Annotated in this window: 22 protein-coding genes; 15 read left to right on the top strand and 7 right to left on the bottom strand. The window is 69.5% G+C overall.

Going from position 1 to position 22,525, the window contains the following annotated elements; translation table 11 throughout:
• Positions 1 to 54 precede the first annotated feature (54 nt).
• Positions 55 to 1,020: a UDP-glucose 4-epimerase GalE gene (gene galE / locus IM660_RS16530; RefSeq protein WP_193496889.1), complete on the bottom strand. Its 966-nt coding sequence runs from the start codon at positions 1,018 to 1,020 to the stop codon at positions 55 to 57.
• Positions 1,017 to 1,793, bottom strand: coding sequence for a 5'/3'-nucleotidase SurE (surE, locus tag IM660_RS16525; protein ID WP_193496888.1), 777 nt, complete (start codon positions 1,791 to 1,793; stop codon positions 1,017 to 1,019). The genes galE and surE overlap by 4 nt, the downstream gene beginning before the upstream one ends.
• 208 nt (positions 1,794 to 2,001) lie before the next feature.
• Between surE and msrB the strand changes: the two genes are divergently transcribed.
• The 3 genes from msrB to IM660_RS16510 are packed head-to-tail and all read left to right on the top strand — an operon-like array spanning position 2,002 to position 4,051.
• Positions 2,002 to 2,415, top strand: coding sequence for a peptide-methionine (R)-S-oxide reductase MsrB (gene msrB, locus IM660_RS16520; RefSeq protein WP_193496887.1), 414 nt, complete (start codon positions 2,002 to 2,004; stop codon positions 2,413 to 2,415).
• Positions 2,412 to 3,182, top strand: a complete 771-nt coding sequence (locus IM660_RS16515) for an endonuclease/exonuclease/phosphatase family protein (RefSeq protein WP_193496886.1) — start codon at positions 2,412 to 2,414, stop codon at positions 3,180 to 3,182. Before msrB ends, IM660_RS16515 begins: the two co-directional genes overlap by 4 nt.
• Positions 3,179 to 4,051 carry an EamA family transporter gene (locus tag IM660_RS16510; RefSeq protein WP_246465003.1) on the top strand — a complete coding sequence of 291 codons (873 nt, stop codon included), beginning with the start codon at positions 3,179 to 3,181 and terminating at the stop codon, positions 4,049 to 4,051. Before IM660_RS16515 ends, IM660_RS16510 begins: the two co-directional genes overlap by 4 nt.
• 50 nt (positions 4,052 to 4,101) lie before the next feature.
• Here the strand turns inward: IM660_RS16510 and IM660_RS16505 are convergent, their stop codons facing one another.
• Positions 4,102 to 5,088: a HEAT repeat domain-containing protein gene (locus IM660_RS16505; protein ID WP_193496884.1), complete on the bottom strand. Its 987-nt coding sequence runs from the start codon at positions 5,086 to 5,088 to the stop codon at positions 4,102 to 4,104.
• Positions 5,075 to 5,740 carry a HEAT repeat domain-containing protein gene (locus IM660_RS16500; RefSeq protein WP_193496883.1) on the bottom strand — a complete coding sequence of 222 codons (666 nt, stop codon included), beginning with the start codon at positions 5,738 to 5,740 and terminating at the stop codon, positions 5,075 to 5,077. The genes IM660_RS16505 and IM660_RS16500 overlap by 14 nt, the downstream gene beginning before the upstream one ends.
• A 192-nt stretch (positions 5,741 to 5,932) precedes the next feature.
• On the opposite strand from IM660_RS16500, the gene IM660_RS16495 reads away from it, so the two are divergent.
• From IM660_RS16495 to IM660_RS19885, 8 genes are all read left to right on the top strand, one after another.
• Positions 5,933 to 6,196 (top strand): GlsB/YeaQ/YmgE family stress response membrane protein, encoded by a 264-nt coding sequence (locus tag IM660_RS16495; protein ID WP_193496882.1) that lies wholly within the window; start codon positions 5,933 to 5,935, stop codon positions 6,194 to 6,196.
• A 91-nt stretch (positions 6,197 to 6,287) separates the two neighbouring features.
• Positions 6,288 to 7,073, top strand: a complete 786-nt coding sequence (nagB, locus tag IM660_RS16490; protein ID WP_193496881.1) for a glucosamine-6-phosphate deaminase — start codon at positions 6,288 to 6,290, stop codon at positions 7,071 to 7,073.
• Positions 7,074 to 7,615: 542 nt separating this feature from the next.
• On the top strand, positions 7,616 to 8,263 hold the full coding sequence (locus tag IM660_RS16485) for an SIMPL domain-containing protein (protein WP_193496880.1): 648 nt from the start codon (positions 7,616 to 7,618) through the stop codon (positions 8,261 to 8,263).
• A 37-nt stretch (positions 8,264 to 8,300) separates the two neighbouring features.
• Complete coding sequence (locus IM660_RS16480) at positions 8,301 to 8,813, top strand: SecDF P1 head subdomain-containing protein (protein ID WP_193496879.1); 513 nt, start codon at positions 8,301 to 8,303, stop codon at positions 8,811 to 8,813.
• Positions 8,814 to 8,863: 50 nt separating this feature from the next.
• Positions 8,864 to 10,726 (top strand): heparinase II/III domain-containing protein, encoded by a 1,863-nt coding sequence (locus tag IM660_RS16475; RefSeq protein ID WP_193496878.1) that lies wholly within the window; start codon positions 8,864 to 8,866, stop codon positions 10,724 to 10,726.
• Positions 10,727 to 10,869: 143 nt separating this feature from the next.
• Positions 10,870 to 13,080 (top strand): hypothetical protein, encoded by a 2,211-nt coding sequence (locus tag IM660_RS16470; protein ID WP_193496877.1) that lies wholly within the window; start codon positions 10,870 to 10,872, stop codon positions 13,078 to 13,080.
• Positions 13,081 to 13,087: 7 nt separating this feature from the next.
• On the top strand, positions 13,088 to 16,063 hold the full coding sequence (locus IM660_RS16465; protein ID WP_193496876.1) for a hypothetical protein: 2,976 nt from the start codon (positions 13,088 to 13,090) through the stop codon (positions 16,061 to 16,063).
• Positions 16,064 to 16,077: 14 nt separating this feature from the next.
• Positions 16,078 to 17,481, top strand: coding sequence for a peptidoglycan-binding protein (locus IM660_RS19885; protein WP_193496875.1), 1,404 nt, complete (start codon positions 16,078 to 16,080; stop codon positions 17,479 to 17,481).
• 172 nt (positions 17,482 to 17,653) lie between these two features.
• Here the strand turns inward: IM660_RS19885 and IM660_RS16455 are convergent, their stop codons facing one another.
• On the bottom strand, positions 17,654 to 18,127 hold the full coding sequence (locus IM660_RS16455) for a hypothetical protein (RefSeq protein ID WP_193496874.1): 474 nt from the start codon (positions 18,125 to 18,127) through the stop codon (positions 17,654 to 17,656).
• A 51-nt stretch (positions 18,128 to 18,178) separates the two neighbouring features.
• On the opposite strand from IM660_RS16455, the gene IM660_RS16450 reads away from it, so the two are divergent.
• Positions 18,179 to 18,547 carry a hypothetical protein gene (locus IM660_RS16450; protein ID WP_193496873.1) on the top strand — a complete coding sequence of 123 codons (369 nt, stop codon included), beginning with the start codon at positions 18,179 to 18,181 and terminating at the stop codon, positions 18,545 to 18,547.
• A gap of 183 nt (positions 18,548 to 18,730) precedes the next feature.
• Positions 18,731 to 19,555 carry a type IV toxin-antitoxin system AbiEi family antitoxin domain-containing protein gene (locus tag IM660_RS16445; RefSeq protein WP_193496872.1) on the top strand — a complete coding sequence of 275 codons (825 nt, stop codon included), beginning with the start codon at positions 18,731 to 18,733 and terminating at the stop codon, positions 19,553 to 19,555.
• Between the two features lie 60 nt (positions 19,556 to 19,615).
• On the opposite strand, the gene IM660_RS16440 is transcribed toward IM660_RS16445, so the two are convergent.
• Positions 19,616 to 20,218 carry a hypothetical protein gene (locus IM660_RS16440; protein ID WP_193496871.1) on the bottom strand — a complete coding sequence of 201 codons (603 nt, stop codon included), beginning with the start codon at positions 20,216 to 20,218 and terminating at the stop codon, positions 19,616 to 19,618.
• A 90-nt stretch (positions 20,219 to 20,308) separates the two neighbouring features.
• Positions 20,309 to 20,890 carry a COG4315 family predicted lipoprotein gene (locus IM660_RS16435; RefSeq protein ID WP_193496870.1) on the bottom strand — a complete coding sequence of 194 codons (582 nt, stop codon included), beginning with the start codon at positions 20,888 to 20,890 and terminating at the stop codon, positions 20,309 to 20,311.
• A gap of 126 nt (positions 20,891 to 21,016) precedes the next feature.
• On the opposite strand from IM660_RS16435, the gene IM660_RS16430 reads away from it, so the two are divergent.
• Both IM660_RS16430 and IM660_RS16425 read left to right on the top strand, forming a co-directional pair.
• Complete coding sequence (locus IM660_RS16430; RefSeq protein WP_159621670.1) at positions 21,017 to 21,598, top strand: RNA polymerase sigma factor; 582 nt, start codon at positions 21,017 to 21,019, stop codon at positions 21,596 to 21,598.
• Positions 21,595 to 22,455: an anti-sigma factor gene (locus IM660_RS16425; protein WP_193496869.1), complete on the top strand. Its 861-nt coding sequence runs from the start codon at positions 21,595 to 21,597 to the stop codon at positions 22,453 to 22,455. Before IM660_RS16430 ends, IM660_RS16425 begins: the two co-directional genes overlap by 4 nt.
• Positions 22,456 to 22,525: the final 70 nt, after the last annotated feature.

Raw genomic sequence — 22,525 nt, 5'->3', positions numbered from 1 at the left:
GGCAGGAGCCGGCTGTAGGTCAGACTGCCGAACCTCTGTCATACGGTGTGGACCTCAGGCGCCGGTGGCCTTCCTCGCCGCCCATGCGCTGGCGACCATCTCCTCCAGCGTGTGCGTCATCCGCCACCCCAGGTCACGTGCCGCGGCCTCACCGGAGGCGACGATCCGCGCCGGGTCGCCAGGACGGCGGTCCGCCAGCTCAGGTTCGAAGTCGATCCCGGTCACCGCGGCGATCGTGTCCATGATCTGCCGCACCGACACCCCGTCGCCGCTGCCGAGGTTGTACACCGGCTGCAGCTGCTGACCCTGAGCCAGCGCCTTGGCGGCGTTCACGTGGGCCTCGGCGAGATCGCTGACGTGGATGTAGTCCCGCACGCACGTGCCGTCCGGGGTGTCGTAGTCGGTGCCCATGATCTTCGGGGTGCGGCCTTCGGCCAGCGCATCCATCACCAGCGGGAACAGGTTGTGTGGTGAGGCATCCCGCAACTCCGGCGAACCGGAGCCGACCACGTTGAAGTACCGCAGCGACGTGTGCAACAGCCCAGTGGCCCGGGCTTGGTCGGCGAGCAGCCATTCGCCGATCAGCTTGGACTCCCCGTAAGGCGACTCCGGTGTGGTGGCGGTCTCCTCCGTGACCAGGTCCACGCTCGGCGTGCCGTAGGTGGCGGCCGAGCTGGAGAACACGATCGAACCCGCCCCGGCCGCGGCCATCGCTTCGAGCACGCTGATGGTGCCCGTGACGTTCTGGCTGTAGGTGTGCAGGGGCCGCTGCACGCTGACGCCCGCGTACTTGAAGCCGGCCACGTGCACGACGCCCTGGCAGTCGTGCTCACGCAGCACCTGGGTGAGCCGCTCGGTGTCCAGGATGGAGATCTGCTCGAACGGGACCCCCTCGGGCACGAAGGACTCGATCCCGCTGGCGAGGTTGTCCACCACCGCGACGTCGATCCCGGCCTGGGTGAACGCGCGCACCACGTGCGCCCCGATGTAGCCGGCGCCGCCGGTCACCAACCATGTCATCGCATGACCTCCTGTGTGTTGAATCCGGGCATCGTCGCGGCGCTCTCGTCGTGGACGTGGGAGCGCAGCAGGGTCGCGGTGGCCCAGCCCTGCGCCAGTAGGCCGGCGTCGGAGTCCGCATCGAAGGTGACGTCGTCGCTGGAGAAGGGGCGGAACAGCATGCTCGTCACCTGACGTTCCCGTTCGCCGTCCTCCAGAGTGAATCGGGCCGGCTGCGCTGTGCGCAGCCCACGCAGATCACCCTGCGGTACGTCCGGGATGTTGATGTTGAGTACACGCCCGTCCTGCGGGTGACTGGTGACCCACTCGAACGCCGTGGAGACCACCGCGGTCGCCGTCTCGGAATGGGCGATCTCGCGTCCGGTGATCGAGAACGCCACGGCCGCGATGCCCTGGGCGGCCGCTGCAAGTGCCGCGCCGACCGTGCCGGAGTGCAAGATCGCGGGGCCCACGTTGGGACCGAGGTTGATCCCTGAGAGCACCAGGTCGGGGCGCGGGCCGAGCCCGCCCATCCCAGCCACAACGGAGATGAGCGCGGGGCTGCCGTGGACCCCGATCGCCTCGATCCCCTGCCGCAGCCCGGGTGGGCGCCCGGGGCTCTGGCGCAGGTTGCCTGACTCCTCCTGTTCCCCCTGGAGTCCGGCGGAGAAGCCCGAGTACTCCTTGTTCGGGGCCGCGACGAGCACTTCGTGCCCGGCGTCGGCGGCCACGTGCGCCAGGATCGTCAGCCCTGGGGAGTCGATTCCGTCGTCGTTCGTGATGAGCACACGCATGGGTGAGGCACTCTCCAAGGGGTAGACCGGCTGCCGGAACTATTCTGCCCCCTTCACGGACCTCGTTCCCCGCCGCCACCGGGAATTCCTCGTCGATCTGGCGGTTGACCGTCATGGGCCCACCGCCAGATCGACGAGCGATTTCGGGTGGGCCCGCGGAGGGCCGCAAGCACGGCAGACTCCAGCAGCCGGTGGGAGGATGGAGACCATGTACGAGGTAAGCAAGTCCGAGGACGAATGGCGCGCCGAGCTGAACCCGATGGAGTTCACGGTGCTGCGCCAGGCGGGCACCGAGCGGGCCGGTACCGGGGAACTGCTGCACGAGAACCGAGAGGGCGTTTACCGCTGCCGCGCATGCGGGAATGAGCTCTTCCGCTCCACCACCAAGTTCGACTCCCATTGCGGCTGGCCCAGCTTCTACGCCCCACAGGACTCCGACGCCGTCGAGCTGATCGAGGACCGTAGCCACGGCATGGTGCGCACCGAGGTGCGGTGCGCCCGGTGCGGCTCCCACCTCGGTCACGTGTTCGAGGACGCCCCGCAGACCCCCACCGGCGACCGGTACTGCATGAACTCGGTCTCCCTGACGTTCGACACAGCGGGCGAGACCGACCAGGCGTGAGGTTTCAGGCCCTCACCCTCAACCTCCAGCGCGGTCTGGATGCCTCGACGGCGCAGCCCACCGACGCCGCCATGCTCACCTCCGCAGTGGCCGGGATCGAGGCGGACGTGGTCGCACTGCAGGAGGTCGACCGCGGGCAGCCTCGTAGCGGCAGGCAGGACCAGGCGGGGATCGTTGCCGATGCTCTGAACCTGCCGTACCGCCACTACGCCGCCACCCTCACCGGCGATGTGCGCTCCCGAACGAGGCGCAGTCCGGCCCGCTCCGGCGACCACCCTGGCCCCGCCTACGGCCTGGCGCTGCTCTCGCGCCACCCGATCCTCACCTGGTCCGTGCTGCGCCATCCACGTATCCCCGTGCCGTTGCCCTCCTGGCGTTCCGGGACGATCGCTCGCTGGGAGGACGAGCCCCGTGCTGCGCTCGCCGCCGTGCTCGGCACCCCCGCTGGGCCGGTAGCGGTGTGCTCCACCCACCTCTCGCTGTTCGCCCCGATGGCGGCCGCCCAGCTCTCGCGGCTGATCCGCGCGATGGACGGGCTCGTCCCCGATGGGCCGGGGCTGATCTGCGGTGACCTGAACCTCGATCCCTGGGCCGTGGCACCACTCGCTCGCCACTACCGCCTGCCCCGGGCGCTCACCTTCCCCGCCGCCGCTCCTCGCCGTCAGCTCGACCATGTCCTCGTTCGCGGCGCCCAGGTCGCCCAGGTCAACGCCCGGCGCCTGCGCATCTCCGACCACCGAGCCCTGGCGGTGACCCTGACGTGGTGACCTCGCGCCTGGACCGCGTCCCGGCCCCCGCGCTGTTCCTGACCGCCGGCTTCAGCCAGTACCTCGGTGCGGCGCTCGCCGTCGGGTTGTACGCCACGATCCCGGCACCCTCCGTGGCCTGGGCGAGGGGCGCCGTCGGGGCACTCGTGTTGCTGCTCGTGGTGCGCCCGTGGCGGTGGCCGTGGACCCGCCGCACGGTCGGGCAGACTGCCCTGTTCGGGTTGGTTCTGCTCGGCATGAACATCCTGTTCTACATCGCCATCGATCACCTGCCGCTCGGGGCTGCGGTGGCGCTCGAGTTCGCCGGACCGGTGGTCGTTGCCGCAGCGGGCGGGCGCGGCACCCGGCACCGGCTCGCCGTGGTGCTGGCAGCTCTCGGGGTGCTCGCGATCTCACTCGTCGGGCTCGACTGGGCCGGGCATCCCGCGACGGCGGAACTTGCCCTGGGGCTGGCCGCTGCCCTCGGGGCGGGGGTGCTCTGGGCGGGCTACATGGTGATCGGTGGCCGGATCGTGAGCCGTCGCAGCGGCAGCGCCTCCCTCGCGCTCGGCCTCACGGTCGCCTCCGTCCTCTACGCCCCCTTCCTCGCCGGCGGCACGCTCGCCGAGCTGACCTGGCCGATCGGACTCCTGCTCCTCGGTGTGGGGTTGCTCTCGACGGTGATCCCGTATTCGCTCGACCAGGTGACGCTGAAGCGGCTCGGTACGGCCACCTTTGCCCTGCTGAACGCGCTGCTGCCGGTCTCTGCCACGGTGATCGGGGTCGTCGTGCTGCGGCAGGTCCCCACCTGGGGTGAGGTGGTGGGCACACTCGCGGTGAGTGCCGCCGTCTGGATCTCGGCGCCGAAGAAGCGACCGGGACAGAAGTGACGGCCCTGAGCGATGCCGTGCCACATACGGCATGGAATCGCTGAGGGCCGTCAGTTTCGTCCGTCAGCGAGGGTCCGGATCACCGAGGTCGCCGTCAGGGCAACCGACGGGTCCCGATCGTGGCTGAGTTCGGTCAACACGGGGATCGCCTGCTGCGGTGGTAGTTCCGCCAGCGCCTGCGCGATCCGGCGGCGCCCGCTGGAACCGGCGTCCGGCACGGCGGTGGACAGGCGAGCGGCGATCCCGTCGGTGCCCTCGCGCGCCAGCACGCCGAGCGCCTCGGCGGCTTCGACGTCGTTCGGACCGTCCAGCACCATCGCGATCAGCGTGTCTGTCGCGGCCGGGACCCCACGCGCGCCTACGGTCAGGGCGGCGTGCTGGCGCACGTCGGCATCCGGATCGGCCAGCGCCCGTACCAGCAGCGCGGCGGCGCGATCGTCGGGCAGTGCCGCCAACGCCCGGACCGCTCGCCGACGCACCTCGACATCGGGGGAGTCGAGACCGGAGGCCAGGTGAGCAACCGCCTCCGGGCCGCTGCGGGCGAGCGCCCAGCGCAACGCACCGGCCGTGTTCAGCTCGCCCTCGGTGAGCACGGCGGCCGCGAGCGTGGCGGGAGTGCCGCCATCGGCGAGGGCGGCCCGCTGCCGCTTGGTCGGGTTGCGGGAGGTCAGGGCACCCAGAAGCGCGACGATCTGCAACGCGTCCTCCCACGCGGGTGAGTCCCGTTGCTGTACGGCACGGAGCCGGTCCAGCAGTTCTTGTTCCCGGACCAGTCGTCGCTCGGCCTGCTCGATCAGCTCGCCGACCAGTGCTGACGGCGTGGCGCCGGGATCCTGCAGGGCACGTTCGATCTGGCGCAGGGACAGGCCCAGGGATCGCAGTCCCTCCACGTGCAGGATGCGCTCGAAGTCCTCGGCGGAATACTCCCGGTACCCACCGCTGGTGCGCCCCGTGGGGCGCACCAGGCCGAGGGTGTCGTAGTGCCGGAGCATCCGGGCGCTCACCCCCGAGCGGCGGGAGACCTCACCGATCAGCATGCGGTGATCCTGCCAGGGCGCGGACCTTCCGCGCGTGATCGATGGCGAATCCGGCGTCTGGATCGGCCCACAGGAGCTCCGTGGCGGCCGCGTGGTCGCTCATGGCTGGGTGGCTGGCGGCTGTGCGTAGCACTGCACTCAGGGTGTCTTCGGCAGACCCGGCGAGCGCGATCAGCGCCCGGCTCAGGCTCAGCTGCATGTCCGTGTCACCACGGCCGAGCTGAGTGGCCAGAGTCTCGATCGTCTCGGCCCGGGCATGCGCCGGGGCCACGACGGCGGCCGCTCGCCAGGCGCTGCGGGCCACCTCGTCGTCGTGGTCCTTCAGGAGACCACGCACGCCCGGCCAGGTGCGCGCGGCACCGATCTTGGACAGTGTGTGTAGCGCCTGGCTGCGCGCCTGCGGTTGTGGTGCTGCCAGCTCCGCCAGCAGCCGCGGCACGGTCATGTGCTCAGGATGCCGGGTCAGGGCCCAGGTGAGCATGTCGCGCACGAAGAAGTCCGGCTCCACGGCGCACCGTGCAATGAGGGGATCGACGTGCTCGGGTGCCGGGTAGGTCCCGGCCAGCATGGCGGCGCGCTGCCGGATCGACGGGTCTGGTGCGGCGAGAGCGCGGTGGATCCGGGTGGTGGCGTCGGGCTGTGGTGCGGTCATGGTGTGTACCTCCTGCCCCCATCCCAGGGGTTATCACCGTGTGAAGGTCAAGCGCCGTCAGAGGTGCTCTTGGCAGTGCTGACCCGCGGGCCCGTTCGACCGGCGAGATGCGGCGCGCTGTGGCACGCTGAACGCGCGCGGCGAGCGCTCGCGTGCCGCCCCTGGGCGGCTGAGAAGAACGGACGGACGCACATGGGTGAAGTCATCGGCCTCATCGTCTTCGGCGCCATCGTCGGTGTGCTGGCGCGACTCTTCAAACCGGGCGAGCAGAAGATCGGGGTGCTCTGGACGATCCTCGTCGGGATCGCCGGCGCGTTGATCGGGTATCTCGTCGCAGGCTGGCTCGGCGTGGACAACACGTCGGGCATCGACTGGATCCGCCTGGCCATCTCGGTGGTGGCGGCGATCGTCTTGCTCGGAGTGTTCGTGAGCGTGGCCGGGAGGAAGAAGTCCTAGAGCCTGTCCTCATCAGCAGGGCCCCGTGGCGGCAATGTCCACCACGGGGCCCTGCTATGTCTGAAGGTCGGTGTTCTGTGAGACTGGGCCCATGGAACTGATCATTCAGCCTGGACCTGCCGAGAGTGCGCGGATCGTCGCCGATGCCATCGTGGCGTTGCTCAAGCGGAAGCCGGACGCCGTACTAGGACTGGCCACCGGATCCTCACCGCTCGCTGTGTACGACGAGCTCGTCCGTCGTCACGAGCAGGGTGAGGTGAGTTTCGCCAGGGCTCGGGCCTTCCTGCTGGACGAGTACGTGGGGCTGCCGGCCGATCATCCGCAGCGGTATCGGAACGTGATCGAGACCGAGCTGGTGGGGCGCGTCGACTTCGCCGATGGTGCCGTGCAGGGACCAGATGGTCTGGCGCAGGACATCCCGGCGGCCTGCGCGGCCTACGAGGAGGCGATCGCCGCAGCCGGTGGTGTGGACCTGCAGATTCTCGGGATCGGTACCGACGGGCACATCGCGTTCAACGAGCCGGGGTCGTCGTTGGCCTCACGCACCCGGATCAAGACCCTCACGCGGCAGACCCGGGTGGACAATGCCCGCTTCTTCGACGATGACATCGACAAGGTTCCCACCCACTGTCTCACCCAAGGGCTGGCGACCATCCAGGCCGCGCGTCACCTGGTGCTCGTGGCCACCGGGCGGCACAAGGCTGAGGCGATCCACCAGATGGTCGAAGGGCCCGTCTCGGCGATGTGGCCGGCGTCGGTGCTGCAGCACCACCCGCATGTCTCGGTCCTCGTCGACCCAGCGGCCGCCGCACGGCTCCAGCTGGCGGACTACTATCGCGAGACCTACGAGACCAAGCCCGCGTGGCAGGGTCTGTAGATCAGCCGTTACGCGATGTTCACGAATTCTGGTCTTGACCGGTCGTATAGGGAACGGGCAGAGTAGTGCCATCGCCAACGGGCGAACGGCATAATCTTCTTATGTCGTCCGAAAATTGAGAGAAGGAGACTCTTCATGCTTGACACCATTCTCGGACTCCTCGAGCCCGTCCTCTCCATCGTCCTCGGCCTGCTGGGCGGCCTGGGCCTCTGAGGTAAGTAACGGAGCGCACCACCTCCTGCGGTGCGCTCATGCTTGGGGCGCGTCGGCCGGGCTCGATGCTGGGCCCGGCCGACGTGGTCGGCCCGGGGTCGACCATCGGAATCTTCAACGCGCAAATATTTGGTGTGCGTTGATAGCGGATTCTTGTGATCGCTGGCTGAAAGAGTGCTGGTATTAATTATGGATATGTTGAGTTGATCTTGCGAGCTTAGATCACATCCACTCGCGTTATCGGATACGTCGCTGATGCCGTCGATGACGACCCCTCGTTTTTGCGGCGACAGCGCTGTTCCGGCCCGGGTTGTGGGATGATTCCGCACATGACGACGTTCAGCGTGTACGGGACGGCCACCCGGTCTCTTCCTCCGGAGCGGGCGCAACTGCGCCTCCACGTCACGTTCGAGGGCCGGGACCGCGGCTCCGTACTGTCGCGCACGATCCAGGTGCACCGTCAGGTGACAGAGCAGGCGCGGCGTCATCAGGAGTCCGGTGCCGCCACCTGGTGGGGCGCCGACCGCGTCCAGGCGTCTGCGTTCAAGGAGTACCGCAAGGACTCCGATACGACGATCACCAAGTTTCGCAGCGTGGCTTCGGTGACGGTGCGGTTTCAGGACTTTGACGCACTCTCGGCCTGGGTCACCGAGATCGGAGCGGTCGAGGGGGTCTCGGTGGCGGGCATCAGCTGGGAGCTGACGCAGGCCACCCGCCGTGCCGCGGAGAAGGCGACGCGTCAGGACGCGGTGCGGGACGCCGTCGTGCGGGCGAGCGACTTCGCTGCCGCGCTCGGACTGGCCGAGCCCCGCCTGGAGGCCGTGTACGAACCCGGCCTGCGACCCCATGCGTCGGGCGGTGCGGCGCCACAGGCATTCGCGTCCCGTGCGGGAGCGCCCGCCTCGCAGGCACCGGACCTGAAGGCAGGCGATGTGGATGTCACGGCCGAGGTGAGTGCGGACTTCGTCAGCGACTGACGGTTGCGGGTCTGCGCTGGCTGGATACCGTGGACGCATGGCAACGACGGGGGCGATGGGGATGGATCGAGGTCGGTGGCGCCTCGGCGCGGCTGTCGTGGGAAGCGGGCTGTTGCTCGGCGGCTGTGCGGGCGATGCCGAGGTCACGTTGGCCGAGCCGCTGACGTTCGCGCCGGTGGAGGATGCGGCCGGGCCTGATTGCGACGAGGGGTACGTGCCCGATCTGAACCACTCCGAGTGCTTCGCGCTGGCCGAGGGCTTCGAGGTGAGTGCCGTGCAGAGCATCGAGCTCGGGAGCAGGGCCAACGATGAGGGTCAGGCAACCGACGAGACCGTGGTGACCATCGCCCTGCTGCCAGAAGATGCGGCCGCGTTCACAGATCTCACCGAGGCGCTGGTGGCTGCCGATGATCAGGAGAGACTGGCGATGGTCGTCGCTGGTGAGGTCGTCTCCGCGCCCGTGGTAGCGGAGCGTATCCCCACGGGGGAGCTGGCGATCAGTGGCTGGAACGAGGCGCATGCGCGCGCGTTCGTGGACGGCGCCGGCTGAGCGGCGCGGGGCGAGTTGACGCCCCTGCCCGGAGGCGATTGCCTTGAGCCGTGACCTCATCTGGCCCGCTCGTGACCGCCTGGCGGCCGCTCCTCGACCCTGACGCGCTCGCAGGGATACTCGCGCCGGCGTTACCGGGCCCCATGGCCGGCTGGACCGGTCCCGCTTTCGCTGCGCTCGCCGACCAGGCCGCGCGTGAGAGCGGCACGCCGTGGCCCTCGCCGCAGGCCTCCCACTACGCCCGCTTCCACCGTGACGGCGTCCGGACCGCCCACGAAGACCTGGTGCGGGCGCGGCAGGCTCGCCTCACCCGCGCCGTCGTGCGGGCCACCGCAGCCATCGACGGCGACCGGTTGCCACTGCTGGACGAGGTCGCGGACGGCGTCCTGCTGCTGTGCGAGCAGACGTCCTGGTGCTGGGTTGCGCACGACCCTGGCCCTGAGCGCAGTGGCAGCGTGGTCCCGCCGGTCGAGCCGTGGCTGGATCTGGGCGCCGGGGAGATCGCCGCCCAACTCGCCTGGGTGGACAGGATACTCGGTGACGATCTGGATGATGCGTTCCCGGGGCTACGGGAGCGGGTGCAGGCGGAGAGCAGCCGGCGTGTGCTCGAGCCGTTCCTGGACCGGGACTGGCACTGGCTGACCAGTGACGTGAACAACTGGTGCCCGTGGATCTGCGGCAATGTGCTCGCCGCCGCGATCCAGCTCCTCCCGCCTGGACCGCGCCGCACCGCCACGGTGGCCAGGGCGATCGGCGGACTGGACCGGTACCTGGTGACCATCCCCGAGGACGGCTCGGTCGACGAGGGCTACGGGTACTGGTGGGAGGGTGTGGGTCGCGCCCTGGAAGCGCTCGATGTGCTCGAGCGCGTGACCGGAGGTCGGTTGAGCGCGGCGGAGATACCGGCGATCCGGGCATCCATCGCCTTCCCGCACCGGATGCATCTCGGCGGCCCGTGGCACGTGAACGTCGCCGATGCCTCGGCCCAGCCGCAGGCCAATGTGCCCTGGGACGTGCTGCTGCGATGGGCACACCGGATCGGCGACGCCGATGCCAGGCGGTATGCGCTCAGTCAGTGGACGCCGTCGGAGTTGTCGGCCGAGTGGCCGATGAACCTCGCCCGGGTGGTCGGCGGTCTGGAGGCGCTCGGTAGCGGTGTGGCCGGCTCGGCCGATCCGCCGTTGGTGGGGCAGGTGTGGCTTCCGGATGTGCAGATCGGGCTCGTACGTGAACACCCGGGGCGCGCCGAGGGCCTGGTGGCCGTGCTCAAGGGCGGGCACAATGCCGAGAGCCACAACCACAACGATGTCGGGTCGGTCATCGTGGCCTCCGACGGCGTCCCCGTCCTCGTCGATCCCGGTCGCCTGACGTACAGCGCCGGGATGTTCGGACCGGAGCGGTATGAGTTCTGGGCCATGCAGAGCCGGTGGCACAACGTGCCCGTGGTTGCCGGGCACGAGCAGACACCCGGGCGTGCCCGCCGGGCCCGTGGCTTCTCTCATGCTCTGGACGGCGACACGGTGACGATGAGCCTCGACCTCGCCGCGGCCTACCCCGTCACCGGGCTCGACCACTGGGCGCGAATTCTCTCGCTAAACCGGGCGGACGGGTCATGCATCGTCGAGGACGACTGGGGGTTCACCGAGCCGGTGCGCGCGGACTCTTGCCTGCAGTGGATGATCGCCGGTGAGGTCACCCGCGTGGGGGACGGGAGCATCGACGTGGTGCCGCTCGCGGGTGGTGCGCCGGTCCGGATCGCCTGGACCGGGGACGTCGAGGGTGTGAACCTGACCGAGCGACGCCTGGAGGATCCGATGCTCACCGGCGTCTGGGGAACGGCGCTCACGCGGCTGGAGCTGCGACTGGGGCGCCGTGCCAGTGGATCGGTCGCGCTTCGCGTCGAGCGTCGGTGACGTCCTGAGTCTCGGCCTGCCAGGCTGCCGGCCGGCGAGCGCCGCGTGGGCCATCCGGCGCGACTCCTGATCAGGCGTATCACGCCGCCCCCCATCCCCTCATGGAGAGGTACGAGCACCTCTCACCGAGATTGGGGAACGTCATGTCCGTGCAAGCCATGGGGCCCACCTACGCCGGAGGCACCGAACCCATCGTCAGCGGTGGGTACGACGTGCTGTATCTGCCCGACGTCAACAACCGTGAACTGATCCGCCAGGGTGAGTCGCCGGTCTTCTACTACATCCCGAACCTGGTGCGGATGGCCCGCAAGGACGGGCCGGATTCGGGCGACTACCTGTTCAACCTGGTCCGCTTCGCCGGTACCGGCGGGGAGGCCGTGATCGGATCGCCCGGCGAGGTGGCCGGCGGTGTGCTGACGTTCTCGGTCACCGGCGCCATCCCCGAGCACGTGCGCCGGCAGTCGGAGTCGCAGATCACCGCCAAGTACGCCGAGAGCGAGGACGTGTTCTGGGGGCTGAAGGGCCGCCGTAAGGAGCCCACCTTCCGCCCGGCGATCATCACCGAGAACATCACCTCGGTCTCCAACGTCTCGCCCACCTCCCGCGGTCTGCCGACCCTGCCGAGTGCCGGTGGGTCCCGGTTCGCCTATCGCGGCACCGCCGGTCGGCCCCGGTTGACCCGCACCCGCGACGAATCCGGCCCGCCGCCCGTCGCCGAAGACGGCAGCCCGGTGCTGACCGGAGGTAGCGGCTCCAACCTCGACCCCTGGTACTGGCAGATGCACGGCAACGGCAAGGGCTCGATCGTGCCCACCGGCACACACGCCTTCAGCGGCCTCATCGGTGCCTACCCGGCTGCGATCTGCTGGGAGGCCTTCCACGGCACTGCCTCCCCGTTGATCGTCATCCAGAACTACAAGCTCAAGGTGTGGTCCCCGGTGGTCACCCTCGACATCGTCGGCAACTGGGACCGGGTGTTCGAGCACTTCTCGGCCGCCGCCTCCGGCCGCGCGTTCTGGGCCTCGGCGGACATCCAGACCGAGTTCAACAACATGCGCACCAACGGCACCATCACCGTGGACCTCAAGGTCGACACCACCCTGCCCGGCTCCGAGGAGATCGCCCGCCGCCTGGACGAGAAGTCCAACCTCGTCTACGAGAAGTTCATGGAGCAGGCCAAGGGCATGATCTTCGACCCGCCACCGCCAGAGGTCGAGGCCGCCGAGGCTGATTCCGGCTCGTTCACACCGTGGGGTGTGGGCGTCGCCCTGAAGTACCGCCGCGACACCACCCGACTGAACCTCGAATATCACGAGACGCAGCAGTTCGCCTACCTGCAGGACCACACCATCTCCAGCTCCATGGCCGGCATGTTCGACGAGATCAAGGACGACCCGGAGGCTGAGCGCAAGTACTTCCTCACCGTCTATCTCGACGACTGGCCCCGCAAGCTCGCCCGCGTGGTGCGCCCGGTGGCCGCCTGGGAGGACGGAAACGTCGAGTTCCTCAGCGTGCAGGTCGGCTACCCCAACACCAGCGGTGAGATCCAGTGGGAGGGGCACAGCTTCGCCGGACTGGAGGGTGAGGACGGATCCTGGAAGTACCAGACGGCACAGAAGGTCGCCGCCGACGTCGCCAATGCCCCCGAGGACTGGTCCCCGGACAAGACCTTCGTCAAGCGTAAGGTGCACCTGGCCGAACCACCCAGCGAGGCCTCCGACCCGTACCGCCGCGTACAGATCGATAACAACGTCATCGATCTCGATCCCGAACCCAACGGGCAGCTGCTCAACGACACCACGCTCGAGGTGCGGGCCGATACGGCCGGGCGCCTCGCCGTCGGGCCGGTTGAGTTGGGCGTGGTCCTCACCGACAACACCCAGAAGGTGGAGGCCGAGTTCGAGCCCGTCGATCCCGACACCCGTGAACCCCTCGGCCGCCCCTCGGTGCGCTTCTCCTGGGGTGAGGACGATCTGGACACCGATCGGTTCTGGACCGTGTTCACCTCCGACCCCGAGTTCCGCCCGTTCTACCGCTACCGCGTGCACGTGACCGTCAAGGGCACCCTGTTCGAGCCCGGGCGCTCGTGGTCCGGCGACTGGGAGTACAGCAGCGGCAACGGCCCGCTCGTGGTGAACGTGCCCCAGCCCGATCCCGAGCGCGGCGTCCGTTACGTCCCGGAGGAGCGCATCGCGCGGCTGCGGGGGATGATTCCCGACGGCGCAGGTTCCGCTGGTCCTGAGAGCGCTGGTCCCGAGAGTTCCGCCGGTGCAGGTGGATCCGACGGTGCGGCAGGCGCGCGGACCGGGGTCCGAACCGGCCCGCCCGCCCGGTACCTCGACTACAGCCTCTGAGGCAGTCATGGCCACGCTCACCGTGCACGAGCACCCGCCCGGTTCGCCGGATCTGTCCGCGACCTTCGTCCTGAGCCGTACCCCGGCGCCGGCCGACCGCCTGACCAACCTGGTCACCTCGGCCACCCTGGCCCTGACAGCACAGGCGGGATCCGCCCCGGATGCGGCCGGGCACGCGGGGCAGACCGTCAGGTCCGTCCGGCTTGAGCTGCTCGGCGACGGCGAAGAGATCCTCGCCGAGCAGCGCACCACCGATCCATTCGGACTGGTCGCCCTCAGCGTCACCCTCACCGGGGCTGACGCGGTGGCGGCGATGGAGTCCGTGCTCGCAGGCGCGCCAACCCTGCGCCTGCGAGCACGCGTCGAAGCCAATTCTGTCGACCCGGCACCGCCCGTCCCGCCCCTGACGGCGCACCTCGCCCTGGTGTGGGACACCCTCAGCGGGCAGGGTCTGGCGGAGTTCCGCTACGACGACCTGCTGGCCTCCGTGCCGGCACTTCGGGCGGCGGAGGCGATCAGCGGTGGCGGTGGTGAGGACTGGTTGGTGGTCGAGACCCTGCTGCTCGCCGCACGCTGGGTGCTCGAACTGACCGATGATGGCGGGTGGCGGCTCGCCGCGACCAGACCACCGGAGATGACGGTCACCAAGGCGTTGCCCGCCTCGCGTGCAGGCACCCCGCTCAGGAGCGCATCTGCGATCCAGGTGCTCACTCGACCCCTGACCGAGCTGGTCGCCGAGGCCGGCGGGCCGGACGCCGTCGCGCATGTCGTGGTGATGGAGCGCGGGCAGTTGCGCCCGTTGGCCCCGGTACGCCGCACTCGCGGCACCCGCGGCACTCGCGGCACCCTCGGCCCCGGGCTCGCGGCCACGATGAAGATCGCTGCGTTCTCGCAGGGCGACGACCAGGTGAGCGCGCAGAGCATCACCGCCGCGCTGCGTCCGACCGCCGCCGCTCGCCCGTCGGTGTCGGCGATCTCGGCCGTGGCTGTGCGCCCCGAACTGACTCTCGCCCCGCTCGGTCTGGCCGAGGTGACGCCCACTCGCCGCCCGGGACCCGACGTCGGCAGTGGGCAGTCCGTCGAGCACGGGGATTGGTGGAAGGACCGGTGGGACCTCGGCAAGCGCTGGTATGCGCCCCGGCACCGACTCGCGATGCCGGCAGTGGTCGCCGACCCGGCCCAGAGCCCGTTCCGGTTCGAGATCACCTCCGAACCCGGGCACGGGCTCGACGGCCGGCCCGCGATCGCCGCCACGGTCACCGTCGAGCTCGAGCGCGGACCGTCCGCGGAGGCATCCGAGACCACCGACGAACTCACGCTGGTGCCCGAGGCCGAGACCACCTACCGGCTCTCGGTGCCCTTCCTGGACGAGGAGGGCCGCGCACGACAGGAGTTGTTCACCGCGGACTCGGCATCGGCGATCCCCGAGGGCGTGCGGCTGACGTTCAGGCTGCGGGACATGTGGGCACGCCTGGCCTACGGCGCCCTGAGCACCCCCGGCTTTCAGGCCGACCCGCCGCAGATCGTGGCCACCACCACATTCGGAGGCTGGCGTCGCACCCCGCAGGTGACGCTGACAGCGGCCGCTCTTGCCGGGCTGCCGAAGATCGCCAGTCTGGCGAAGAAGCGCTCGGCTCGCGCGAGAAGTCGAAACCTGCCCGCTGCTCTTCCTACTCTGCACACCCTCGCCGGAGCGACCCTGCGGCCCCCGCTGCAGCTACGCGAGGACATGACGATCCTGCCGGTGCGCGAGGTGTGGGAGAAGCTGGTCACGATCGACCGGCTCGACCTCGTCGTTCCCTGCGCCACCTACGGTGACGTGTACCGCTCGGCCGTGGACGGGGAGTCCACCGCCATCGGGTGCCAGCCGGCGATGCAGCTCGGGCAGATCGAGTACAAGACCTACGAACCGGTCGAGGTCGCCGCCGCCGAGGGGTGGGCTCAGGTGCTGCGTTCGCTGCGCACACCCGGCACGTTCCTGATCGTCCCGGACCGCTACACCGTCGGCTGGAGCGAACCGGACGCACCCCGCCCCTACACCCCACAGCTGCTTGTGCAGTCCACGATCGACATCGACAACCCCACCCAGATGCGATGCATCGTCGCGATCGGCCTCCAGGGCGACGTCCCGCGCTACGTCCGGGCCCGGATCCTCGCCGAGCTGCGAGATCTACACCCGGCACCCCGGCTGGAACGCCCCGAGGACACCCACCACGCACCCGACCTGACCCTCGTCGCTCCCGGCAGCGTGAGCGTCGACTGGGCTGCTACCTCCACCGGCTTCGACATCGTCTGCGAAACCGATATCGCCGGGCTGATGGCCCTCAAGGCACTGCTGGACCGCGACGGCCTGCGCGGCAACGCCACCTGGCCGCTGCCCGGGAACGTGCGCGCCCGCGCGGACGTGATCGTCTCGACGGCGACCATCGCCGGCCCCTACGAGGCAGGGCCCGTGAACGTGAGACCGGACCGCGGCTCCCAGCACATCACCAATGCCGTGGCCGTTCCGGTCGCGGTGACCGGGCTGGAACGGGACGGCACCCCCGTGACTGCAGTGGACGCCGTCGTGGATCCGGGCCAGGAACTGACCGTGGCGAGCGAGGACTCCGACCCTGGCCTACTCCCTGTCTACTCCCTCTCTTCCGCGGGGCAGCCGATCGAAGAGGTACGTGCCTACATCGAGGACCTCGAGCTCGGCCTGGTCTTCGTGGCCACGGCCAAACCCTCGACGGCGGAGCTCACCGGCCTCGAGATCACCTCCCGCTTCGACGGGCGTGAGCTGGCACCGGTCACCCTCACCGACTCCGCCCGGCAGGCGGAGGTGCGCCTGCACCTGCCGTTGACCAGCTACGTCGCGGACCCCGAGATCAGCTTCGAGATCCACCGCATCACCGACGAGGGCCGCATGACCGGACCCACGCAGACCTGGAAGGTGCGCACTCAGGGCGCCCTCGTCCCGGTCGACCCGGCACAGCACAACTAGAGAAGGGAACCACCATGTCCGGATACTCCGTGCACATCGGCCTCAACTACGTCGACCCGAACGCCTACGGCGGCTGGGACGGCGAGCTCGCCGGGTGCATCAACGACGCGACCGCGATGGAACAGATCGCGCTCTCCCACGGCTACCAGACCTCCTCGTTGATCGACTCCCAGGCCACCAGCCAGGCGATCATCGGCGAACTGGGGCGGCTGGCCCGCACCGCGCAGCCGGGCGATATGTGCCTGGTCACCTACGCCGGCCATGGTGCACAGATGCCCGACACGACCGGCGACGAGGACGACGGCCAGGACGAGACCTGGGTGGCGTGGGACCGGCAGATCGTCGACGACGAACTGCACCAGATGTACTCCCAGTTCAGCCCGGGGGTGCGGGTGCTCGTGATCAGCGACTCCTGCCATTCCGGCACCGTCGCGCGGATGATGGCCGCTCCCGAGCAGTCCCGGCAGCTGCGGCTGGTGGAGCAGTGGCAGCCTCGCGCCAAGACCCGGCGGATGCCGATAGACGTGCAGATGCGCGACTACGAGGCACGGCGTGGGACCTATGAGTTCGTGAAGAACCTCTCCGGTCCCAGCGAGAGCCGGTCCATGGCGGCCGAGCTCATCCTCATCAGCGGGTGTCAGGACAACCAGGTCTCCGCCGACGGGGACGTGAACGGGCTGTTCACCGAGAAGCTGCTGCAGGTCTACGCCGATGGTGGCTTCAGCGGGGACTACCCAACGTTCCACCGCCGGATCGTCGACCTCATGCCTCCGGACCAGACACCGAACTACTTCCTGCTCGGGGCCTCGGCCGGCTATCAGGCTCAGGAGCCGTTCACCGTGACGGCGCCCGTCAGTGGGGGCGGCGGTGGCGGTGGGGGAAGCGCTGGCGGTGGAGGCGGGGGAACGTCCACGCGGCCGACCGTGCGGCTGTGGTCCCGCGGCGACGACGTGACCTACCTGCAGCAGCGGCTGGATGCGCTCGGCTACGCGGTCGCCGTGGACGGGATCTTCGGCTACGGCACCCAGAACGCGGTGCGCGAGTTCCAGCAGGCCCAGGGCCTGACCGCGGACGGTGTGGTCGGTCCGGCGACGTGGGCGGCACTGGAGGGTCAGCCATCCCAGCCCAGTGGGCCAGTTCAGCCTGGTGGGCCCTCGCAACCTGTTCAACCCGGCGGGCCGGGTCAGCCGTCCCAGCCCGGTGGCGGGCAGCCGCAATCACGACCCACGCTCCGCTACGGAGACAAGGGTGAGCATGTGGTCTACCTGCAGGAGCGGCTCATCGCGTGGGGTCAGAACATGACGGCGGACGGGCAGTTCGGACCGCGTACCCAATCGGCGGTCCGCAGCTTCCAGAGCAGCAACGGGCTGACCGCGGACGGCGTGGTCGGGCCCGCGACCTGGGCGGCCTTGGGATAGGTCGTGAGGATGTCCGAGTTGGGTACAGGGTGAGTTGCGCCCGTGCCGCGCTCCTCGAGGTTCCGCCTACCTCCGGGTGAAACCTCTCAGACCGGGGGACTGGGGAATGTCCGGCGACCCTGATGGCAGGCCCGAACCTGCGGTCAGGGTCGCCGGACTTGTGCGTGGCCGCTCACGGGCGAACGGCGCGCGGTGCCTGACTGCCCCACGATCGGGGCGGGACGTCCCGGTACCCGCCGTCGGCCAAACCGGCCTGGCGTTCGAAGAAGCACCGTGCCGCGCGGTCCCCGGTGCGGACCCACGACCACGTCATGGCGAGTCCGTACAGCGGCAGGAATGGCAGGCCGAGGCAGTAGGCCCACTGGCGGCTGTGGATCTCTTCGTGCCGCAGCACGCGTGGGTGGCGCTGTCGCAGGCGACGAATGGTGGAGCGAGTGATGACGACGTCGCCGACGGTGAACGCGCCGCCGGTGGGGAACGGCCACCGATAGCCCTCGGCGAGGGTCAGGAGCATCGGCCCGGGGCGTCGTCGGGCTCCTCCGGCGCGTGCCACGGCCAGACCGAGCGGTGTGGAGACATTGATCCAGTTCAGCACGTGCCGCAGGCGCACTGCTGGGGGTGCGGAACTCAACCGGGCGGTCGCCATGGACCCGAGCGTAGCCTCGCGCGCGACCGGCGTGCGTGGGAGAATGGCGGTATGAGTAACCAGTTGGGTCAAGCGGGTGCTGGTCGGGCCATGACGCGCTTCTTCCTCGGGTTCGCCATGATCGAAGGCGCGATCCTCGTGGCTATTCTGCTCGCCATGGTGTTCGAGGTCATCACGAACGACCAGATGGTCATGGCGATGGTGGCCGTGGTGCTGATCGGTGGAGTCGTGCTGTCGTTCCGGCTGATGAGCCTGGCCCGCGAGCAACGCAACCGGGCGGCGCGGGTTCGTCCGGGAATCGTCGGCCAGGGCGCCCACCTCACCGGCCATCAGTCCGATGTCAGCGACTCCGATCGCTCCGGGATCAACACTCTCGGCGACTCGGACCCGATGTCGAAGTACCGGGACCCCAACTCCTGACCGCCCGTCTCGGGGACCCACCACCCCAGGGGCCTAGTGTTCGGCCCCCGAACTGCTCAGGGGCCGAACACTAGGCCCCTGGAGCCGCGGTGGTTTGGCCGAGTGGTGGGTCGGTGTCGCCTTATCCACAACCCCCGCCGAGGCAGGACGCCGGTGGCAGGGCCCGGGGCCACGGTTGGTGGCATGCGCGAGCCTGAACTGGGCATCTACTCCCGTGCCGATCTGATCGCACGCGGACTCACCGATAAGGAGATCCGACGTCGGTGCACGTCCGGGCGGCTACGCCAGATAGCCCGCGGTTGGTACGCGACAGCCGATGCCGACGCAGCCGCAGTGGCAGCCCTGGCGAAGGGTGGGCGGCTGACCTGCGTCTCGGCGGCCCGTGTGCGCGGGTTGTGGGTACCGGATGTGCGCGAGACTCATGCGTACGCGCGACGTGGGCACGAGCTGCGCAGCATGGTTCCTCATGGACCGTACATCGACGCCTGGCCAGAGCCCGACCCGGTGGCCACGTTGCCGCTCGCCCTCACCCATGCGGCTCGCTGCCTGAGCTCGGAATACACGGCTGTGCTGGTCGAGTCAGCACTCGCGAAAGAAGCGCTAACGCCGGCCGCGGTGCGGGAAATCCTGTGCGGCTTGCCGGGCCGGACACGCCGCGACCTCGGGGTGATCTCACGGCGTTCGCAGTCGGGGTCGGAGACGAGACTGGCGCGCTGGTTTCGCTCGCGGGGAGTCCGCGTGCAGCAACAGGTGCAGATTCCCGGGGTCGGCTGGGTGGACATGCTGGTGGGCGAACGGTGGATCATCGAGGCCGACAGTGCCGCGCACCACACATCCCGCCGTGACTACGAGAATGACCGGGCCAGGGACCTGATGGCTGATCGCCTCGGGTACGTCACCACCCGGCTGAGCTTTGTGCAGATCTGGGTGTTGTGGGAGCAAACGACGGCGTCCCTCGCCAGTCGCCTGGCTACCGGGGCGCACCGCCGGCTGCCAGTGGCCGGTTGAGCCGGATGAAATCGACGGGAATACTGCCACGTGTTGGCTATATCGACCTCGTTGGCAGTATTACCGTCGACTTCGTCCGCCCCGGCGCTCGCCCAGGGTGGAGAAGGCGCCAGCGGCCACCACGAGGTAGCCGATCGTCAGGCAGATGGCGCCCAGACCGGGGCGGTCGGGCAGTGCTACCTCGACCACGGCGTGTGTGTTCCACACCGCGCCGGCCAGCGCTGCGACGCCGGCGACCACGCCGACCGCGCTGCGGCGGTCGGCGAAGAAGAACAGGCCGGCGAGTACCAGGGCGCCGGCCACCGCGTATCCGGCTACCATGCCGACTTCCGCAGGCGGGTTGCCCGACCACGCGCTGTACCCGAGGTATCCACCCGCGGCGAGATAGGCGAGTCCCGCCACCACCCGGAGCAGCTTGGCCCGCAGCGGCAGCAGCACGCTCAACGCGGTCACGGCGATCAGCACGAGCAGGTGCCCCTCGCCCAGGTAGTACTCCGCGCTCACCTGCGCCTGCAGGTCCTGGGGAACCAGATCACTGACGCTGCGGATCTGCACCAACGGGTCAGCGGAGCCCGACTCCACGTTCCCCCACCCGAAGACGGCGGCACCCGCCCACACGAGCACCAACCCACCCCACACCAGCAGCAGCACACGCATCCGCATCAGGACCTCCCATCACCTCATGTGGCGCTCCTACTCTCGCACCGAAGCCTGGGAATCGACGGATTCGCCACTGCAGGGCGGCGGGCGGTCTCAGCCCATGTCGTCCATTCCCTCGATCATCTCGCCCTCCGGGGAGACGACGAACCAGACGTCATTGACGCCCTGACCGGTGGTGTCGCCGGGGGCGGAGTCCTGCACCCAGTAGTACAGCGGCCAGTCGTTGTAGGTGGCCTGCACCGTGCCGTCGGAGCGTTCGATGCTGCCGAGCAGGGCAGCGTCCACGCCGTCGCCCGCCTCCGGCTCACCTTCCAGCGCCGGCCAGTTCGCGATGCACTCGCCCTCGCAGTTGCTCACACCCGGCTCGTCGTTGGTGAACAGGTAGAGCGTCATGCCCTCGCCGTCGACCAGGATCGTGCCGAGGTCAGTCTCGGCGGTGGCAACGGTCGCTGCCATCATGTCGCCGTCGTCCATGTCCTCATCGGACATGTCGTCGGTCTCCTCATCGGTCATGTCGTCCTCGGTCATGTCCTCGTCAGTCATGTCCTCGTCAGTCATGTCCTCGGCCGTGGTCTCATCCTCGGCCGCATCGGTTCCGCCGTCATCGGCGCACCCCGCCAGAAGTAGACCCGCGCCCATCAGGGTCGCCGTCAGGGCCAGTCGTGTCCGTCGCATCATCGTCTCCGCTCGTCGTCACCTGCCGGCGGCAGTGCCGGATATCAAGTACTACGTGTGCCCCGCGCACAGAGATTGCCCGGGATGCACCCAATCCCTCCCGCCCGGCCAGCCGTATGGTGAGGTATGGACGCCATCTCCCGAGCCGATCGGGCGGACGACGCCGCCCTCCTGGCCGGGCTGGCGCTGGACGATCCGAGCGTCTCGGCGGCGTTCGTGCGACGGTTCCAGCGGGCGGTGTACGGCATGGCGGTGAGCATCACCAGGGATCCTGCGCTCGCGGAGGACGTGAGCCAGGAGGTCTTCCTGCGTGCCTGGGGCGCGGCCGGCGGCTACGACCCACGACGCGCCTCGGTGCTCACCTGGATCCTCACGATCGCCCGCAATGCGGCCATCGATGCGGTTCGCGCCCGCCGCAGCACCCCCACCGACGACGGCATCCTGCACCAGTTGCTGCACGAGACCACCAGCACCGCACCCGACCTGGAGGAGACCGCGATGCACCGGATCGAGGCCGATCGTGCGGTGCGCCGATTGCACCATCTCTCTCCGGAGCAGGCGCGCGCGGTCGTGCTGGCCGTGCTTGCCGGTTGCACGGCGGCCGAGGTCAGCCAGGTCGAGAACATCCCGCTCGGCACCGCCAAGACGCGCATCCGCGACGGTTTGCGCCGACTGCGTCGCGAGGTCCAGGAAGGAGGTCGAGCATGAACCCCGACGGCGGCCCTCGCCCTGAGGACGATCGTCACCCAGACCCGGGGGCCTCGGACGGCCCTGGTGACCGTGAGCTCCCCGGGCGCCCTGGGCACACGGGTGGCCACCCGTCCGGGAACCGGCCTTCGGCTGGCGGATCCTCCGGCGGCGGACCCTCCGATAGCCACGCGCCCGGCGACTGGCACCCCGACGAGGACCAGCTGCTCGAGGTGGCGCTCGACCACGCCGACTCCGACCTCCGTGCCCGGGTCAGCGCTCACCTGCCGCACTGTGGCGTGTGTCGTCGCGAGTACGACGAACATGCGGACGTGATCGAACAGCTCCTGCCCGCCGTGCCCCGGCACTCGGCCTCCCCGGACTTCGAGGCGCGCGTCCTGGCACGGTTGCGCGACGAGCCGGCAGTGACCGAGCCGGAGCCAGGGGAGGTGACCACTGCTGATGGTGACCGCATCGCTCGAGGGTGGGGACGCCGTCGGGCGCTGCTGGCCGTGGCAGCGGCATGGTTGCTGGGTCTGGTGCTCGGGGGCGCCGTGGTGCAGCTCCTGGACCAGGAGGCGTCGCCGGCTGTGGCTGCCGCGAGCGCTCCGCTGATGACCTCCGACGGCGACCGGATCGGGCAGGTCGCGCGTAGCGACAGCTCTGAGGGCCCGATGCTGGTGATCGAGGTGGCGCAGGGCCCGCCGGGGATGGTCTACACGTGCATGGTCGAGTATGCCGACGGCAGCACCGCTGAGATAGGGCAGTGGTCGGTGCAGGCCGACGGACCGAATCGGTGGATCGTGGCCGATGACGGCGTCATGGCGGTCGAGCTGGTGGGTGAGTCCGGGTACGTGTGGTCCAGTGCCCACTTCTGAGCGGCCGGGTGAGATTCGTACGGATCGAGGCAATCCCAGCGCGCCTCTCGTGCGTACCACCAGGTATGGA

The organism is Ruania alkalisoli, assembly GCF_014960965.1.
GTDB classification, from domain to species: Bacteria; Actinomycetota; Actinomycetes; order Actinomycetales; family Beutenbergiaceae; genus Ruania; species Ruania alkalisoli.
Note: the sequence above shows the minus strand (reverse complement) of the source record. Positions and strands in the feature narration are given on the sequence as shown.

Excerpts from the sequence above, each read along its gene's own strand:
- galE (WP_193496889.1), bottom strand. The coding sequence starts at position 1,020 with ATGACATGGTTGGTGACCGGCGGCGCCGGCTACATCGGGGCGCACGTG.
- surE (WP_193496888.1), bottom strand. The coding sequence starts at position 1,793 with ATGCGTGTGCTCATCACGAACGACGACGGAATCGACTCCCCAGGGCTG.
- msrB (WP_193496887.1), top strand. The coding sequence starts at position 2,002 with ATGTACGAGGTAAGCAAGTCCGAGGACGAATGGCGCGCCGAGCTGAAC.
- IM660_RS16505 (WP_193496884.1), bottom strand. The coding sequence starts at position 5,088 with ATGCTGATCGGTGAGGTCTCCCGCCGCTCGGGGGTGAGCGCCCGGATG.
- IM660_RS16500 (WP_193496883.1), bottom strand. The coding sequence starts at position 5,740 with ATGACCGCACCACAGCCCGACGCCACCACCCGGATCCACCGCGCTCTC.
- IM660_RS16495 (WP_193496882.1), top strand. The coding sequence starts at position 5,933 with ATGGGTGAAGTCATCGGCCTCATCGTCTTCGGCGCCATCGTCGGTGTG.
- nagB (WP_193496881.1), top strand. The coding sequence starts at position 6,288 with ATGGAACTGATCATTCAGCCTGGACCTGCCGAGAGTGCGCGGATCGTC.
- IM660_RS16485 (WP_193496880.1), top strand. The coding sequence starts at position 7,616 with ATGACGACGTTCAGCGTGTACGGGACGGCCACCCGGTCTCTTCCTCCG.
- IM660_RS16480 (WP_193496879.1), top strand. The coding sequence starts at position 8,301 with ATGGCAACGACGGGGGCGATGGGGATGGATCGAGGTCGGTGGCGCCTC.
- IM660_RS16470 (WP_193496877.1), top strand. The coding sequence starts at position 10,870 with ATGTCCGTGCAAGCCATGGGGCCCACCTACGCCGGAGGCACCGAACCC.
- IM660_RS16465 (WP_193496876.1), top strand. The coding sequence starts at position 13,088 with ATGGCCACGCTCACCGTGCACGAGCACCCGCCCGGTTCGCCGGATCTG.
- IM660_RS19885 (WP_193496875.1), top strand. The coding sequence starts at position 16,078 with ATGTCCGGATACTCCGTGCACATCGGCCTCAACTACGTCGACCCGAAC.
- IM660_RS16455 (WP_193496874.1), bottom strand. The coding sequence starts at position 18,127 with ATGGCGACCGCCCGGTTGAGTTCCGCACCCCCAGCAGTGCGCCTGCGG.
- IM660_RS16450 (WP_193496873.1), top strand. The coding sequence starts at position 18,179 with ATGAGTAACCAGTTGGGTCAAGCGGGTGCTGGTCGGGCCATGACGCGC.
- IM660_RS16445 (WP_193496872.1), top strand. The coding sequence starts at position 18,731 with ATGCGCGAGCCTGAACTGGGCATCTACTCCCGTGCCGATCTGATCGCA.
- IM660_RS16440 (WP_193496871.1), bottom strand. The coding sequence starts at position 20,218 with ATGCGGATGCGTGTGCTGCTGCTGGTGTGGGGTGGGTTGGTGCTCGTG.
- IM660_RS16435 (WP_193496870.1), bottom strand. The coding sequence starts at position 20,890 with ATGCGACGGACACGACTGGCCCTGACGGCGACCCTGATGGGCGCGGGT.
- IM660_RS16430 (WP_159621670.1), top strand. The coding sequence starts at position 21,017 with ATGGACGCCATCTCCCGAGCCGATCGGGCGGACGACGCCGCCCTCCTG.
- IM660_RS16425 (WP_193496869.1), top strand. The coding sequence starts at position 21,595 with ATGAACCCCGACGGCGGCCCTCGCCCTGAGGACGATCGTCACCCAGAC.